Origin of the sequence: Streptomyces sp. NPDC006510 (assembly GCF_040611955.1) — a bacterium.
Lineage (GTDB): Bacteria > Actinomycetota > Actinomycetes > Streptomycetales > Streptomycetaceae > Streptomyces.
In genome coordinates this window covers 43,111-59,309 of record NZ_JBEXPH010000029.1, presented here as the reverse complement: position 1 = coordinate 59,309, position 16,199 = coordinate 43,111, and the positions used below count along the sequence as shown (strand labels likewise).

Sequence of the window (16,199 nt, the reverse complement as noted above, 5' to 3'; positions counted from 1 at the left end):
CGGGTCCTCGTCGGCCATCAGCTCGAAGAAGACCCCGGCGCCCGCGGTGACGGCGGTCGCCGCCATCGCGTAGTTGGCCGCACCCTCGATCTCGTCCTCGTCGATCTCGTCCTCGTCCAGATCGATACCACCGATGCTGGTGAGCAGCTCGACGATGCTGCCTCTGTCCTGGATGCCCGGATCCACGACCAGCTCGAAGAGAAAAGGAATGCTGGCCAGCGTGCAGGCGTACACGTCACCCTGGTGGTGAACCGCCCCGTACATCCCGTCCAGCGACGCCTCGCGCTCCGCCGGATCGGCCGACGCGAGACCCCGCAGCATGGCAGGCACATCACCGGCCGGCCCGTAGGCATGTTCCATCGAGGCCCAGTCGACCTCGTCGATCCCTGCGAACACCCCATCGCCTCCCCACGCATTTCAACGAAGCAGTGTCTGCGAGGAGTGTGCACCACGGGTCGGACGATCCGCCCTCCACATGCGGTCTTTTCCTGGCGAGCATGACAAATGTCCATGCCATGCGCTATCGGCGGACCGGCGCGAAACGGCCGTGTCCGGTGACGGGACGGCAGAAAAACCCCACACGATCCAACTGCCCCTGCCCCAGGTCGGCCCGGACCGGGGAAGCGGACCGTCCGACCGCGCGCCTACCGGGCGTCGGGCAGGCGTCCGGCCCGGTCCGGATCGGCCAGCGGCCCGAGCAGATCCCCGTACCGCTCCAGCCGTGCCCCCATCCCGTCCGCCAGGAAGACCAGCTCCCCGGGGGCCCGGCACTCCTCGATCTCCGCCCAGGTGACGGGCGCGGACACGGTCGGTTCGGGCCGGGCGCGCAGCGTGTACGGGGTGGCGGTGGTCTTCGCCGCCGCGTTCTGGCTGAAGTCGACGAACACCTTCCCCGGCCGAAGCGCCCGCCCCATCCGGTGCACGACCAGGTCGCCGAGCTCCTGTTCCGCCTGGACGGCCAGCCCTTTCGCGTAGGCCGACACCCGATCGGAGGGGGTCGGCTCCAGCGGTACGAGCAGATGCAGCCCCTTCGACCCGGACGTCTTCCCGTACGCGCACAACCCGTCCGCCGCCAGCCGCTCGCGCAGCCACAGCGCCACCGCGCAGCACTCCACGACGGTCGCGGGCGCGCCGGGGTCCAGGTCGAACACCATCCGGTCGGCGACCCCCGGCGCATCGGCCCGCCACTGCGGGGTGTGGAACTCCACCACCAGATTGGCCGCCCACATCAGCGAGGCCAGATCGTCCACCACCACCTGCCTGGCCTTCTTGTCCTCGTGGTGCGGCACCGGGGTGGTCCGTACCCAGGACGGCGTACCCGGCGGCGGATTCTTGGTGAAGAAGCGCTGTCCGTCCGGCCCGTCCGGATAGCGCAGAAAGGAAACGGGCCGGTCGCGCAGATGTGTCAGCAGGGCCCCCGCGGCAGTGGCCGCGTAGTAGTGCAGCACCTCGCCCTTGGTGGTCGCGGTGGCCGGATACAGCACCTTGTCCAGATTGCTGAGCGCCAGCCGCCGCCCCTCCACCTCTGTGATCGGCGTCATACGATAAGAATCACATGATTCACGGACCTATAGGTATCTACACGGACACAAGGGGTGAACGGTGAGGTCCATATGGAACGGCGCCATCTCCTTCGGGCTGGTCAGCATCCCCATCAAGCTGGTCAACGCCACCGAGAACCACTCGATCTCCTTCCGTCAGATCCACCTCGCCGACGGCGGCCGGATCCGCTACCGGAAGGTCTGCGAGATCGACGAGCAGGAAGTCTCCGCCGCCGAGATCGGCAAGGCGTACGAGGAGGCCGACGGTTCGATGATCCCGATCACCGACGAGGACCTGGGCTCGCTTCCGCTGCCCACGGCCAAGACGATCGAGATCGTGGCCTTCGTGCCGGCCGCCTCGATCGACCCGCTCCAGATGGACGCGGCGTACTACCTCTCCGCCAACGGGGTCCCGGCGGCCAAGCCGTACACGCTGCTCCGTGAGGCGCTGAAGCGGAGCCGGAAGGTCGCCGTGGCGAAGTACGCGCTGCGCGGCCGCGAGCGGCTCGGCATGCTGCGGGTGGTCGACGATGTGATTGCCATGCACGGCCTGCTCTGGCCGGACGAGATCCGCAGCCCGGAGGGCGTCGCCCCGGAGACCGAGGTCAGGGTCCGCGACGCCGAACTCGACCTGGCCGACGCGCTGATGGAAACCCTCGGCGAGGTCGACATGGATTCGCTGCACGACGACTACCGCGAGGCCGTCGAGGAACTGATCGCCGCGAAGGCGGAGGGCCGGACCCTGGAGCCGGCGGAGGCGGACGAGTCCGGCGGCAAGGTCATCGACCTGATCGCGGCCCTGGAGAGCAGCGTCCGGGCGGCGAAGGAGGCCCGCGGCGAGGAGCCGGAGGCCGAGGAGGAGTCGGCGGACGCCCCGGTGGCCAAGGTCACCTCGCTCAGCGGCCGCAAGAAGTCCGGCGGAACCGGGGCGAAGAAGAAGGCCACCGAGGCCGCCGAGAAGACGGCCGCGACCACGAAGAAGTCCGCATCGAGCAGGGCGCCCGCCAAGAAGACCGCCGCGCGGTCGACGAAGAAGTCGGCCGCCAAGACGGGCACCAGGACGACGGCGAAGAAGACCACCGCGAAGTCGGAATCGAAGCAGGCGACGAAGAAGGCGGCCCCCCGCAAGCGTGCCTCGGCCTGAGGTGGGGACGGGTTCGTACGGGCCGTCGCCGACGCTGCCGCCCCCGCGCACACGGCGAGGAAACACTCATCACGATCATGCTCCGAGCGCTGTCAACTGTCGCCTGATTGTTGCCAGTATGGGATCCGTCGGGGCCATCGGAGTCAGGGCATCCATGATTCCCCGGACCTCCTGCAAAGGCAGCTCGTTCTTGAGGATTCGTATGAGGCGACTGATGCACTCCGCGGCCGCTTGCTGCGATTCGGGAGAGGTGGCACTGCGCGCGGCGACCTGAACCAGCGTGGCCACCATTTGGCGTTGACGGCTTGTGTCTCCGTAGTAGAGACGAGTGGCTTCCTCGACTGCCTGTCCGGCGAAAACCTCCCACGCGACGGCCGGCTGGCCGCCCGCTTCCTGTTGCGCCGACGAGGAAGCCGGCCCGTTGCGTGCCGCCAGGGCGCCGTCAAATGCTTCCCGGGACCATTTCTCCAGCAGCCCGACGTCTCCTCGCAAGTCCTGGAAGTTCGTGAGCGAGGGGCCGAATGAGCGCAGTTCCAGGGGAACCACCGGGACGCCCTGGACATTGTCCGGACGCGGCAGCTCCGTCATGCCGCCGAAGGCGTAGTTCTGAGATCCGGATTTAATGGGTTCTTCACCTTTGAGGGCGGACGTGGCGTAAGTGTTCAAGATCTCCATGTCCCCGGTGTCTATGGGCTTCTCGCCTTCCTTCATCGGGTTGACTTCCCCGTAGTGTCTCCAGAAAGCCTGATCGATTTCTCCGGAGTTCTCCCGTAGGAATTCTTGAACACTCCCGGAAAGAGTGAGCCGTACCGATTCGAGACCGACGCGGGACAGTGCAGCGGTCTTGTTCTTTATCTGGCCGGCGGAGAGTTCGGGGCTGCCCTTGCGGCCCTTGTCGGCCAAGGCGGCCACCTGGGTGTAGAACAAGGCGCCGAACCCGCGCAGTTCCTCGCGATCCACATGAATCGCCTGATCATCCGCAAACATGCTGGTCGCATACATTTCAGCCAGAGCCGAACCGAATTCGAGCGACTTGGCGAGGTGTCTCTCTGAATGGTTTTTCGTGGCGCGGATCTTGTTCCCGGAGTTCGTTCTACCGTCAGGTTCACTGAGTGCATTGGTGAAGAACCCTGCCATGCCATGCAGAGGAACTCCCACGGTCTGATGGACGAACAGCCCGCCACCGTCTCGTCCACCGCGCTCCACGTGTGCGTTCTCGGGTGCCACTCTGGCCGTCTTGAACCCCTCTTTGGCGGCGTAGCCCTCGTCGGCAAAGAGAGTCTTCATCTGCTTCTCGGAATTTGGGGAGCTTGCGGTCGGGCCGTAGAGCCGCCTGTGAGCATCCTCAAGATGTCCGAGCGTGTCACTGAGGGGAGGGAATTCTTCGCCAGGCAGTACTGAAGCGGGCCCCGATACGATTTCTGCATTCGTGTAGAGCCCCGATTTGTCCGGGAGCCAGCGTGCATCCGAGACAACCTTGATGCCGCGCTGCTGATTTTCCGCCAAGGTAAATCCGGTGCTGTTGCCGCTCATGACGTTCTCACCGTTGTGCCGGACGACGGGACGGTCGACCTCGATCTCCAGCCCGATCGCTCGTTGGATGGTGGGTTCCCCGCTCTCGGCCGATCGGTCTGCCTGGTTCTGTTCGTCGTCCAGGCGTTCACCCTGTGGGCTGGGGGCGCTCATCAGTCGTGTGGCGTTTGCTTCGGCCTCGCGTTCAAACCGGTCGGAGGGGTCGGAGACCTTCAGCCCCGCACCGTTGTCGGTCCCGGTGACGGGGCCTTGACGTTGCTGAATGACATGGGTCAGTTCGTGGGCCAAGGTGTGCTTGGTGCCACCGCCGTCGCCGAGGACGATGTGGTTCCCGGAGGTGTAGGCGCGGGCGCCGATCTCGGCCGCGGACGCCTTCGCCGTGCTGTCGTTGTGAATGCGGACGTCGGAGAAGTCCGCGTCGAGCCGGGCTTCCATGTCGGTGCGGGTCGCCTTGTCCAACGGCCGGCCTCTGGTGCGCAGAACCTCGTGCACCGCGGAGCGCTGTACTGCGGGTCGTTCCGTCGCCCGGCCTTCCTGGTGGCCGCAGTCGGGGCCGTGTTGGTGCTGGTCCGATTGTGCTGGGACATGGCCGGCCTGACGGAGCATCTGGACGACGGCGGCGTTCCCGACGTCGGCCTGAAGAGCGAGGAGGCCGAGAGGGACCGCATGTGGTGTGGCCGCAGGCTTGAAGGAGGTGATGCGCCCGTTGTCGGCTCCGGTGCTTCGGTGGATCTCGTGATCGCGCAAGGGAACTTCTTTCCGGCGTGGGGTGTCCAACCCTTCCTGGATACGCGGTGAGTGTGCGCTGGTCCAGGTATCCAAGGGCAGTGTGGTGTGACCGGACGGGGCAACGCCTGGGCTCTCCCGGACAGGTGCCCGAGAGGCGGTCGGACCGCAGAGCGTGAGGGGGCGACGAGCATCGAACTCGTGCTCCGAGCTTGGGAATCACCTGGCACGAATGACGCCGCACTGGGGTGGGCGTTGTCGCGGTTGCGTGTGGAGCCGGTCACTCAGGCTCTCGCGCAGTCCGCCGCCGCACTGCTGCGGGGAACGGGGCTGCACGGTCACAGCTACGCCATCGACGCGATGCTGTGCGCGACCGCACCGGCGCCGCCGGGCCGCGTGACGATCCTGACCTCCGAAGTGGAGGACATTGAGATGCTCACGGCCACACACTCCCGGGCCCTGGTCGAGAAGGTGTGAGCTGGGGGCGGCTCTGCAAGAACCGGGTCACGGGACAGGGCGTACGTTGCCTCGCGATTACGGCCGGCCGTCGCGTTGTCCCCTGAGCTCCGTCGCCTGGAGGCGGTGGCTGAGTTCTGTATGAACACCCTCGAAGAAGACGGCGGCGCGGCGGCCATCGCCGACAGGGCGGTGGAGTAGGTCAGCGACGAGACCTGGAAGAGGCTTGTCAGGAAGCGTCGCGGACGGGAGGTGACGGTCTCGCGGCGCTGGCCCGGGACATCTTGAAGGGAAGGAGCAATTGCACGAGACGGCCGGCCAGGCAGTCGGTGGCTTGCTGAGGATCCGAGGGGAGGGCGAGGCTTCAGCAGCTTGTGCGGGGTGCAGTCGAGGACTGGCGCCTGCTGCCGCAACGGATGGCGGATGTGGTCGGATGACCAGGCGCGGGCCGGGAAAGCACGGGTGCTGCGGGGCGCTTGCCGGAGAGAGTCGGGGCCTCATTTTCTCGGACGGCGGCGGGAAACGCCGATTGATCACCGGCCGCATGACTGCGCGCTTATGCTCGCTGGATGGAGCAGAGTGAAGTGGTGAAGCGGGTGGTGGGCATCCTCACGGAGGCGGGCGAGATCCGTCGGCTGCTCGAAGAGAATGTCGACCGCGACGACCTGGACACCGACCCCAGCGTGGTGACCGTACTCCTGAACGAGACGATGCCCCGGATCACCGTTCCCGAGGACGCCTCGATCGAAGAGGTCGCGACGCTGGTCGGCCACGAGGTCGGCCACGCCGTGGAGCAGCTCGTCGGCGCGTTCACCCTGGCCTTCGCGATGCTGGCCCAGGTGCACGACTCCGGGCAGACGGACGTCTCCTCCGCCGATGTGCTTCAGGACCTGGCGCTGCGGGCCGAACAGATCGGCTCCGACGGGCCGGAGGACGCGGGGGCGTAGGCCGCATGTACCACGGTCCGCACCTCCTGGATTTCAGATGGCTCGCGTCGGGTCGGAACCACTGGGGTCGCGCCCGCAAACGCGGCGTTCGGGAAATTTGGCTCATCGGTGACGGTCCAGGTGCCCCACTGCTTGAGTTCGAAGATCACGGTGAGTGGCATCGCGTACCGGGCGGGGAGACGGGAGGGCGCGGGCCTGCGGCAGGGCCGTACACGAAAGACGTACACGGGGCCCGGCGCGAAAGGCGTACATGAAAAAGGCCCCTCGATCGGGCTTGTTGCCTGATCGAAGGGCCCTTCTCGACACCTTTTCCAAGGTGCCCTCGGCAGGATTCGAACCTGCGCACACGGCTCCGGAGGCCGATGCTCTATCCCCTGAGCTACGAGGGCGTATCGCTGTGTTGCTCGGCGACGGGTGAAACACTACCAGCTTCCGCGGGGTGTCCGTGAACAGGTATTTCCGGGTCGCCGGAGGGGCGGTGCGGGCCACATGGCGGGGGTGTGCGGTGCGCTCCGGATGCATCCGGCCACCCGTCGCGCCACCCGTCCGGGGGCGGAAATGGGCAAAACCCGGACGCAGCCCCTACGTCCCGCCTACCCTCGAAGTGTGTCAGGGGCGTGTGGCCGCGTGCTTGTTGTCGACGACAACAAGGTCATCCGGCAGTTGATCAGGGTCAACCTTGAGCTTGAGGGCTTCGAGGTCGTGACCGCGGCCGATGGTGTCGAGTGTCTGGATCTGGTGCATCGGGTCCGCCCCGATGTGATCACGCTCGATGTCGTCATGCCCAGGCTGGACGGTCTGCAGACCGCCACCAGACTGCGTTCCGATCCACGGACCAGACATCTGCCCGTGGCGATCATCAGCGCCTGTACGCCGTACGAGGTGGACAACGGCGTCGCTGCCGGGGTCGACGCCTTCCTGGAGAAGCCCTTCGAGCCGACCGAGCTGGTGCGGCTCGTGCGGCAGTTGATGGAGCGGGAGGAGCCGCCGTCGCTCGACGACAGACGGAGCGCCGGGACCGCGGAGCGCGCCGCGGGGTGACCGCATGGCGAAACCGGGTCGCGGGGTGCCCCCCTTCCTCCCATACGCTTGTCCTGTGACCCCCGCCGACCTCTCCAGGACCGTGCTGCACGCTGTGCGCCGCGCGGTCGACGAGAACGCCCTGCGAGCGCCCGTGCCCGCGCGCGTGCGGGTGGAGCGGACCCGGCCCGGCGGGCGCGGGGAGTACGCCTGTGCCGTCGCCCTCCAGCTGGCCGGGCCCGCCGCGCTGCCGGCCAGGGACGTGGCCGAGATCCTCCGGGAACGCGTGCTGGAGGCGCCGGGGATCGGGGACGTCGAGGTCACCGGACCGGGATTCCTGAACTTCACGCTGCAAGCCGGTGCGCGCGGCCTCGACACACTGGTGCGGGCCGTCGACGCGCACGGCACGACGTACGGGCACGGGGACGCCCTCGCCGGCACCTCGATCTCGTTCGTACCCGTCGAGGAGCTCCGCGCCCGGGTCGTCACCGGGACCGTCGAGCGGCTGCTCCGGGCCCAGGGGGCCGAGGTCGGGGAGCGGACGGCGGGCGGGGAGGCGCTGCATGTGATGCCGGTGCCGGCCGCCGACCGCGATCTCTTCGAACGGCTCGGGAGCGACGCCGCGCGCTGGGCGCTGCTGCGGGCCGCCCCGCACGACCGGCCCCGCAGCACGGGGAGCGACGAGCTGCTCGTACAGCAGGAGAGCAACCCGCTGTTCCGGGTGCGGTACGCGCACGCCCGGATCCGTGCGCTGGGCCGCAACGCGCGGCAGCTCGGGTTCGCCGCGGCGTACGAGGAGAGCGTGGACGCGCCCGTGCTCGGTGCGCTGCTCGCCGACCACCCCTCGGTGCTCGCCGCCGCCGCCCGGCACCGTGAGCCCGACCGGGTCGCCCGGCAGCTGGAAGCCCTCGCGCTGGCCTTCTTCGACTTCCACGACAGCACTTCGCCGCTCCCCGTCGGTGACGAGAAACCCTCGGCCGCCCACCGTTCCCGGCTCGCTCTTGCCGAAGCCGCCGGGACGGTGCTGGCAGGCGGCCTGTCCCTGCTCGGCATCAGCGCACCCGAAGTCCTCTGAGAGATCCGAGAGAGCAGAGCAACACCATGAGCCGATCCGCACACCCCGCCGGGCCCCGTCACGCCGATGTCATGACGGAGGGGCACTACACCGCCCCGCCCGCCGATCTCAACGCCCTGGACGAGAAGGTCTGGGCCCGTACCGTCACCCGCGACGAGAACGGTGCGATCACCGTCGGGGGCATCGAAGTGACGCGGCTGGCCGAGGAGTTCGGCACCCCTGCCTACTTCCTCGACGAGAGCGACTTCCGGGCCCGCTGCCGCGCCTGGGCCGACGCCTTCGGACGCGACGCCGACGTGTTCTACGCCGGAAAGGCCTTCCTGTCGCGCGCCGTCGTGCGCTGGCTCCAGGAGGAGGGGCTCAACCTCGACGTCTGCTCCGGTGGCGAGCTGACCACCGCGCTGGACGCCGGGATGCCCGCCGAACGCATCGCCTTCCACGGCAACAACAAGACCGTCGCCGAGATCGAGCGAGCGGTCGCCGCCGGTGTCGGCCGCATCGTGCTCGACTCCTTCCAGGAGATCGCCCGGGTCTCGCACATCGCGCAGCGGCTCGGCAAGCGGCAGCGCGTACAGATCCGGGTGACGGTCGGCGTCGAGGCCCACACCCATGAGTTCATCGCCACCGCGCACGAGGACCAGAAGTTCGGGATCGCGCTGGCCGGGGGACAGGCAGCCGAGGCGGTGCGCCGGGCGCTCACTCTCGACGGTCTTGAGCTCATCGGCATCCACTCGCACATCGGTTCGCAGATCTTCGACATGGCCGGCTTCGAGGTCTCCGCCCGGCGCGTGGTGCAGCTGCTCGCCGAGGTGCGCGACGAGCACGGGGTGGAGCTGCCCGAGATCGACCTGGGCGGCGGGCTCGGCATCGCGTACACCTCCGAGGACGACCCGCGCGAGCCGCACGAGATCGCCAAGGCGCTCGACGACATCGTGACCCGCGAGTGCGAGGCGGCCGGGCTCGCCACCCCGCGGATCTCCGTCGAGCCGGGGCGCGCCATCGTCGGACCGACCGCCTTCACGCTGTACGAGGTCGGCACCATCAAGCCCCTGGAGGGGCTGCGTACGTACGTCAGCGTCGACGGCGGCATGTCGGACAACATCCGCACCGCGCTGTACGACGCCGAGTACACCGTCGCGCTCGCCTCGCGCACCTCCGACGCCGAGCCGATGCTCGTGCGCGTCGTCGGCAAGCACTGCGAGAGCGGTGACATCGTGGTCAAGGACGCGTTCCTGCCGTCCGATCTCGCCCCCGGCGACCTGATCGCCGTGCCCGCCACCGGCGCGTACTGCCGTTCCATGGCGAGCAACTACAACCACGCCCTGCGTCCGCCGGTCGTCGCCGTGCGCGACGGTCGGGCGCGTGTCATTGTCAGGCGCGAGACGGAGGAAGATCTCCTGCGTCTCGATGTCGGCTGATGCCGATTTTCCCGGGGAACACCCCCGGACCCCCGTAGATGTCTCAGGATCCGGACGGATGGCAGGAACGCTCGTCCGGTGAGTGAGACTGGTCCATACAACAGATGTAAAGGAAACGAGGTCGGATGATGCGTACGCGTCCGCTGAAGGTGGCGCTGCTGGGCTGTGGAGTGGTCGGCTCAGAGGTGGCGCGCATCATGACGACGCACGCCGACGACCTCGCCGCGCGCATCGGCGCGCCGGTCGAGCTCGCCGGTGTCGCCGTGCGCCGGCCCTCCAAGGTGCGCGAGGGCATCGACCCCGCACTGATCACCACCGATGCGACAGCCCTGGTCAAACGGGGCGACATCGACGTCGCCATCGAGGTCATCGGCGGCATCGAGCCCGCCCGCACGCTCATCACCACCGCCTTCGAGCACGGCGCGAGCGTCGTCTCCGCCAACAAGGCACTGCTGGCCGAGGACGGCGCCGCGCTGCACGCCGCCGCCGAGCAGTACGGCCGGGACCTCTACTACGAGGCCGCCGTGGCCGGTGCCATCCCGCTCGTCCGGCCGCTGCGCGAATCCCTGGCCGGTGACAAGGTCAACCGGGTCCTCGGCATCGTGAACGGCACCACCAACTTCATCCTCGACAAGATGGACACCAGCGGCGCCGGATACTCCGAGGCGCTCGACGAGGCCACCGCCCTCGGCTACGCCGAGGCCGACCCGACCGCCGACGTGGAGGGCTTCGACGCCGCAGCCAAGGCTGCGATCCTCGCCGGCATCGCCTTCCATACCCGGGTGCGCATCGGCGACGTGCACCGCGAGGGCATCACCGAGGTCACCGCCTCCGACATCGCGTCCGCCCGCCGCATGGGCTGCACCGTAAAGCTCCTCGCCATCTGCGAGCGCGCCGCCGACGGGCAGTCGGTCACCGCGCGGGTGCACCCGGCGATGATCCCGCTGAGCCACCCGCTGGCCTCCGTCCGCGAGGCGTACAACGCGGTCTTCGTCGAGGCGGAGGCGGCCGGACAGCTCATGTTCTACGGCCCCGGCGCCGGTGGCTCGCCGACCGCGTCCGCGGTCCTCGGCGACCTGGTCGCGGTCTGCCGCAACAAACTCAGCGAGGCCACCGGCCCCGGTGAGTCCGCGTACACGCGCCTGCCGGTCAGCCCGATGGGCGACGTCGTCACGCGGTACCACATCAGTCTCGACGTGGCCGACAAGCCTGGCGTGCTCGCCCAGGTCGCGACGGTCTTCGCCGAACAGGGCGTATCGATCGATACGGTCCGCCAGCAGGGCAGAAATCCGGGCAGCGGCGACGACGTCGCCGTCGAGCAGGGTGGCGGCGGGCGACGGGTGGGCGGCGAGGCGTCCCTCGTCGTCGTCACCCACCGTGCAGCCGACGCCGCCCTCTCGGCGACCGTCGAGGCGCTGCGCAAGCTCGACACCGTGCGCGGTGTCGCCAGCATCATGCGTGTTGAAGGGGAGTAAGGACCCATGACCAGCAAGGGCACCCACCAGTGGCGCGGCATCATCGAGGAGTACCGGGACCGCCTTCCGGTCACGAGCACGACGCCGGTCGTCACGCTTCGTGAGGGCGGTACACCGCTCGTCCCCGCTCAGGTCCTCTCCGAGCGCACGGGCTGCGAGGTGCACCTCAAGGTCGAGGGCGCCAACCCCACCGGTTCCTTCAAGGACCGCGGCATGACGATGGCCATCACCCGGGCCAAGGAGGAGGGTGCGAAGGCCGTCATCTGCGCCTCCACCGGCAACACCTCCGCCTCCGCCGCCGCGTACGCGGTGCGGGCCGGCATGGTCTGCGCCGTCCTCGTACCGCAGGGGAAGATCGCGCTCGGCAAGATGGGTCAGGCGCTGGTGCACGGCGCCAAGATCCTCCAGGTCGACGGCAACTTCGACGACTGCCTGACGCTGGCCCGCTCGCTCTCGGACAACTACCCGGTGGCACTGGTCAATTCGGTCAACCCGGTCCGTATCGAGGGCCAGAAGACCGCCGCGTTCGAGATCGTCGACGCGCTCGGCGACGCCCCGGACATCCATGTCCTCCCGGTCGGCAACGCGGGCAACATCACCGCGTACTGGAAGGGTTACAAGGAGTACGCGGGGGACGGCATCTCCACGCACACCCCGCGCATGTGGGGCTTCCAGGCCTCCGGCTCCGCGCCCATCGTCCGCGGCGAGATCGTCAAGGACCCGTCGACCATCGCCACCGCGATCCGGATCGGCAACCCGGCCTCCTGGCAGTACGCGCTGAACGCCCGGGACGAATCGGGCGGTTTCATCGATGAGGTGACGGACCGACAGATCCTGTCCGCCTACCGGCTGTTGGCCTCCCAGGAGGGCGTCTTCGTCGAGCCCGCCTCGGCCGCCTCCGTGGCCGGCCTGCTGAAGGCCGCCGAAGAGGGCAAGGTCGACCGCGGCCAGAAGATCGTCTGCACGGTCACCGGCAACGGCCTCAAGGACCCCGACTGGGCCGTCGCGGGTGCACCGCAGCCGGTCACGGTCCCGGTCGACGCGGCCACCGCCGCCGAGAAGCTGGGCCTCGTCTAGGGCGTTTCGTTTGGATCATGCCGGGCTCGCGGGGCCCGGCCTGATCCAAACGAAAGACCCCAGGTCGGACACGGCCCGAGGGTCGTCCGGCACGGGGGACGCGGTCCGCCCTCGGGAGCCGCGTTCTCCCGTCCGCAAGAACCCAGCTCAACCGCCACTTTTCGGGGCGGAGAGCGCATAGGAGGCGTGCGACACGCATCGTGCGCCTCCTGTGCGCCCTATGTCGCCACAGAACCTTCCTTCGATAAGCTGTACCCAACCCGCCCCGCCGCATCTGCCGCGGCGCATGGGCCGTTGTGGCCGTCGGGTTCCCCGGAATTCCACTCCCCGCCGCCACGACCTCCCGCCACCACGAAACCGCTTCACCACCCCCGCTGCCACACAAGGAGAGTCGTCCAACCGATGGCCGGTCCCGCCTTCCGAGCCGCCGCCGTCCGGGTGCGCGTCCCTGCGACCAGCGCCAACCTGGGCCCGGGTTTCGACGCCTTCGGCCTGTCGTTGGGGCTGTACGACGACGTCGTCGTCCGCGTCGCCGACTCCGGACTGCATATCGACATCGCGGGTGAGGGCGCCGACACGCTGCCCCGCGACGAGTGCCACCTCCTCGTTCGTTCCCTGCGCACCGCCTTCGACCTGCTGGGCGGACAGCCCCGGGGCCTGGAGATCGTCTGTGCCAACCGCATCCCGCACGGACGCGGCCTCGGCTCCTCCTCCGCCGCCATCTGCGCCGGCATCGTCGCCGCCCGCGCCGTGACGACCGGCGGCGACGCCCGGCTCGACGAGGCGGCGCTGCTGGAACTCGCCACCGAGATCGAGGGCCACCCCGACAATGTCGCGGCCTGCCTGCTCGGCGGGTTCACACTGGCGTGGATGGACGGCGGATCGGCGCGCGCGATCAGGATGGATCCCGCAGAATCCATCGTTCCGGTGGTTTTCGTACCCGGCAAGCCGGTCCTCACCGAAACCGCCCGCGGACTGCTCCCGCGCACGGTCCCGCATGTCGACGCCGCCTTCAACGCCGGCCGTGCCGCACTCCTCGTCGAGGCCCTGACCGGGCGCCCCGATCTGCTGCTCACCGCCACCGAGGACCGGCTGCACCAGGAGTACCGCGCCCCGGCGATGCCCGAGAGCGTGGAACTCGTCAATCGACTGCGCGCGGACGGCGTCCCCGCGGTCATCTCCGGTGCCGGGCCGACCGTGCTCGCACTGGCCGAGGACGGTGCGGCCGACAAGGTCGCACAGCTGGCGGGCGAGGGCTGGGCGGCCAATCGCCTCACTCTCGACGCCCCGGGTGCGAGTGTGCTGCCGCTCGCCCCGTAGCCGAGAAGTGATTGCCGGTGAGTGAGAGGGGGAATGTTTGTTGGAGCCGGTAGTGTTAACCTCAAGTCTGCAACCGACGTCTATGTGGCGCGTTGCTTCGTGTCCCTTTCCGGGACCACCAATTCTTCCGGGAGCCTCCCCAACTGCCTGAGCAGCCTGCCTGAGCAGTTTCGTGCACGCTCCGGAACCGGCACGACACCCCTCGCTTGTCCAGGAGTGGGCCGAGCAGGGGGATGCTCGCGCCGGGCCCTTGCACACCTTCATCTCTCCGCCGTACCCGGCGGACCACCGCCCCGGCACGGTCCGCAAGAAAAAGACCGCAGTCGGACAGCACAACCGGTCGCCGAGCCAGAAGGCCGACGTCCGCTCCAGGGAAGGACCCTTCGTGAGCGACACCACCGATCTGATGGGCGTGACTGCCGACAAGAGCGTCGACAGCGCTGCGCCCGCCGAAGGTGCTGCCACTGGCACCACCGCACGGCGCCGCCGCTCCGGCACCGGCCTTGACGGCATGGTCCTGGCCGAGCTGCAGCAGGTCGCGTCCGGCCTCGGCATCAAGGGCACTGCGCGGATGCGCAAGGGCCAGCTGATCGAGGTCATCAAGGAGGCGCAGGCCGGTAGCTCCGCTGCGCCCAAGGCCGCCGCGCCCGCCGCGACGTCCGAGACCAAGCCGAAGCGCCGCGCCACCTCCAAGGCGCGCACCGGGGACGAGTCCGCCGCCGCCGCGCCCGCCGAGAAGGCCGCGGCCCAGCAGCAGATCGACATCCCCGGCCAGCCGGCCAGCGACGACCAGCCCGCGGGCGAGCGCCGTCGGCGCCGTGCGACCGCGCAGGCGGGCAGCCCGGAGACCAAGGCGGAGACCAAGACCGCCGAGGCCAAGACGGACACGCAGACCGAGCCCAAGGGCGAGGACCGCGCCGACGCCAAGGCCGAAGCCGCCGCCGACACGGCCGAGGGCCGCCGCGGCGACCGTCAGGACCGCGGTCAGCGCGGCGATCGGGGCGACCGCCAGGAGCGCGGCGAGCGCGGGGAGCGCCGCGACCGTCAGCGCGACCGCAGGGGCAAGGGCGACGAGCAGGGTGGTGGCCAGGGCCAGCAGGGCGGCCAGCGCCAGCAGCGCCAGGGCCAGCAGGGCGGCGGCCCGCAGGACGACGGGTACGACGATGAGGCGGGCGGCCGTCGCGGCCGTCGCGGCCGCTACCGCGACCGCCGTGGCCGTCGTGGCCGCGAGGACTTCGCCAACGAGGTCCCGGTCTCCGACGACGACGTCCTGATCCCCGTCGCGGGCATCCTGGACATCCTCGACAACTACGCGTTCATCCGGACCTCCGGCTACCTGCCGGGCCCGAACGACGTGTATGTCTCGCTCGCCCAGGTCCGCAAGAACGGCCTGCGCAAGGGTGACCACGTCACCGGTGCGGTGCGCCAGCCCAAGGACGGCGAGCGCCGGGAGAAGTTCAACGCCCTGGTCCGCCTCGACTCGGTGAACGGCATGGCGCCCGAAACCGGCCGCGGCCGCCCGGAGTTCCAGAAGCTGACCCCGCTCTACCCGCAGGACCGGCTCCGTCTGGAGACCGACTCCAATGTCCTGACGACGCGGATCATCGACCTGGTCGCTCCCATCGGCAAGGGCCAGCGAGGCCTGATCGTGGCCCCGCCGAAGACCGGCAAGACCATGATCCTGCAGGCGATCGCCAACGCGATCACCGTCAACAGCCCCGAGTGCCACCTGATGGTCGTCCTGGTCGACGAGCGTCCGGAAGAGGTCACCGACATGCAGCGGTCGGTGAAGGGCGAGGTCATCTCCTCGACCTTCGACCGTCCCGCCGAGGACCACACCACCGTCGCCGAGCTGGCCATCGAGCGCGCCAAGCGTCTCGTCGAGCTGGGTCACGACGTGGTCGTCCTGCTGGACTCCATCACCCGCCTCGGCCGTGCGTACAACCTCGCGGCCCCCGCCTCCGGCCGCATCCTGTCCGGTGGTGTCGACTCGACCGCGCTGTACCCGCCGAAGCGCTTCTTCGGTGCCGCGCGCAACATCGAGGACGGCGGTTCGCTGACCATCCTGGCCACCGCGCTCGTCGAGACCGGCTCGCGCATGGACGAGGTGATCTTCGAGGAGTTCAAGGGCACCGGCAACATGGAGCTCAAGCTCGACCGGAAGCTCTCGGACAAGCGCATCTTCCCGGCGGTGGACGTCGACGCGTCCAGCACCCGCAAGGAGGAAATCCTGCTGGGCAGCGAGGAGTTGGCGATTGTCTGGAAGCTCCGCCGGGTGCTGCACGCGCTCGACCAGCAGCAGGCGATCGAGCTCCTCCTTGACCGGATGAAGAAGACCCAGTCCAACGCGGAGTTCCTGCTCCAGATCCAGAAGACGACGCCGGCCCCGGGCAACGGCAACGACTGACGTCGTACCGGACCGGCTGAATCACAGGGCCGCCCCCGTCACTTCGGTGCCGGGGGCGGC

Annotated in this window: 11 protein-coding genes, 1 tRNA gene and 2 pseudogenes; 10 read left to right on the top strand and 4 right to left on the bottom strand. The window is 69.1% G+C overall.

The window, feature by feature from the left end; all coding sequences use genetic code 11:
• Positions 1-396, bottom strand: a pseudogene (locus ABZY11_RS12500) (PBS lyase); the annotation flags it as partial.
• A gap of 248 nt (positions 397-644) precedes the next feature.
• Positions 645-1,541: a non-homologous end-joining DNA ligase gene (ligD, locus tag ABZY11_RS12495; protein WP_356479099.1), complete on the bottom strand. Its 897-nt coding sequence runs from the start codon at positions 1,539-1,541 to the stop codon at positions 645-647.
• A gap of 61 nt (positions 1,542-1,602) precedes the next feature.
• Here ligD and ABZY11_RS12490 point away from each other — a divergent pair, with 61 nt between their 5' ends.
• Positions 1,603-2,685, top strand: a complete 1,083-nt coding sequence (locus ABZY11_RS12490; RefSeq protein WP_356479098.1) for a Ku protein — start codon at positions 1,603-1,605, stop codon at positions 2,683-2,685.
• 75 nt (positions 2,686-2,760) lie between these two features.
• Here ABZY11_RS12490 and ABZY11_RS12485 read toward each other — a convergent pair whose 3' ends face one another.
• On the bottom strand, positions 2,761-4,824 hold the full coding sequence (locus tag ABZY11_RS12485) for a DUF4157 domain-containing protein (RefSeq protein ID WP_356479101.1): 2,064 nt from the start codon (positions 4,822-4,824) through the stop codon (positions 2,761-2,763).
• Positions 4,825-5,175: 351 nt separating this feature from the next.
• Here ABZY11_RS12485 and ABZY11_RS12480 point away from each other — a divergent pair.
• Positions 5,176-5,421 (top strand): annotated as a pseudogene (locus ABZY11_RS12480) (DNA-binding protein); the annotation flags it as partial.
• Between the two features lie 548 nt (positions 5,422-5,969).
• Positions 5,970-6,347 (top strand): hypothetical protein, encoded by a 378-nt coding sequence (locus ABZY11_RS12475; RefSeq protein WP_356479097.1) that lies wholly within the window; start codon positions 5,970-5,972, stop codon positions 6,345-6,347.
• Between the two features lie 317 nt (positions 6,348-6,664).
• On the opposite strand, the gene ABZY11_RS12470 is transcribed toward ABZY11_RS12475, so the two are convergent.
• A tRNA-Arg gene (locus tag ABZY11_RS12470) sits at positions 6,665-6,736 on the bottom strand.
• Between the two features lie 238 nt (positions 6,737-6,974).
• On the opposite strand from ABZY11_RS12470, the gene ABZY11_RS12465 reads away from it, so the two are divergent.
• The 7 genes from ABZY11_RS12465 (at position 6,975) to rho (ending at position 16,139) form a co-directional block, all read left to right on the top strand.
• The gene (locus ABZY11_RS12465) at positions 6,975-7,388 is read left to right on the top strand and encodes a response regulator (RefSeq protein ID WP_356479096.1); all 414 of its coding nucleotides are present in this window, start codon (positions 6,975-6,977) and stop codon (positions 7,386-7,388) included.
• 55 nt (positions 7,389-7,443) lie between these two features.
• On the top strand, positions 7,444-8,442 hold the full coding sequence (gene nrtL, locus ABZY11_RS12460; RefSeq protein ID WP_356479095.1) for an ArgS-related anticodon-binding protein NrtL: 999 nt from the start codon (positions 7,444-7,446) through the stop codon (positions 8,440-8,442).
• Positions 8,443-8,468: 26 nt separating this feature from the next.
• Complete coding sequence (gene lysA, locus ABZY11_RS12455; protein ID WP_356479094.1) at positions 8,469-9,860, top strand: diaminopimelate decarboxylase; 1,392 nt, start codon at positions 8,469-8,471, stop codon at positions 9,858-9,860.
• 125 nt (positions 9,861-9,985) lie between these two features.
• Positions 9,986-11,335: a homoserine dehydrogenase gene (locus tag ABZY11_RS12450; protein ID WP_356479093.1), complete on the top strand. Its 1,350-nt coding sequence runs from the start codon at positions 9,986-9,988 to the stop codon at positions 11,333-11,335.
• 6 nt (positions 11,336-11,341) lie between these two features.
• Entirely contained in the window at positions 11,342-12,412 is a 1,071-nt protein-coding gene (gene thrC / locus ABZY11_RS12445; RefSeq protein ID WP_356479092.1) for a threonine synthase, read from the top strand.
• 402 nt (positions 12,413-12,814) lie between these two features.
• Entirely contained in the window at positions 12,815-13,732 is a 918-nt protein-coding gene (gene thrB / locus ABZY11_RS12440; protein ID WP_356479091.1) for a homoserine kinase, read from the top strand.
• Between the two features lie 385 nt (positions 13,733-14,117).
• Complete coding sequence (rho, locus tag ABZY11_RS12435; protein WP_356479090.1) at positions 14,118-16,139, top strand: transcription termination factor Rho; 2,022 nt, start codon at positions 14,118-14,120, stop codon at positions 16,137-16,139.
• Positions 16,140-16,199: the final 60 nt, after the last annotated feature.

Excerpts from the sequence above, each read along its gene's own strand:
- lysA (WP_356479094.1), top strand. The coding sequence starts at position 8,469 with ATGAGCCGATCCGCACACCCCGCCGGGCCCCGTCACGCCGATGTCATG.
- ABZY11_RS12475 (WP_356479097.1), top strand. The coding sequence starts at position 5,970 with ATGGAGCAGAGTGAAGTGGTGAAGCGGGTGGTGGGCATCCTCACGGAG.
- thrB (WP_356479091.1), top strand. The coding sequence starts at position 12,815 with ATGGCCGGTCCCGCCTTCCGAGCCGCCGCCGTCCGGGTGCGCGTCCCT.
- ABZY11_RS12450 (WP_356479093.1), top strand. The coding sequence starts at position 9,986 with ATGATGCGTACGCGTCCGCTGAAGGTGGCGCTGCTGGGCTGTGGAGTG.
- thrC (WP_356479092.1), top strand. The coding sequence starts at position 11,342 with ATGACCAGCAAGGGCACCCACCAGTGGCGCGGCATCATCGAGGAGTAC.
- ABZY11_RS12485 (WP_356479101.1), bottom strand. The coding sequence starts at position 4,824 with ATGCTCCGTCAGGCCGGCCATGTCCCAGCACAATCGGACCAGCACCAA.
- ligD (WP_356479099.1), bottom strand. The coding sequence starts at position 1,541 with ATGACGCCGATCACAGAGGTGGAGGGGCGGCGGCTGGCGCTCAGCAAT.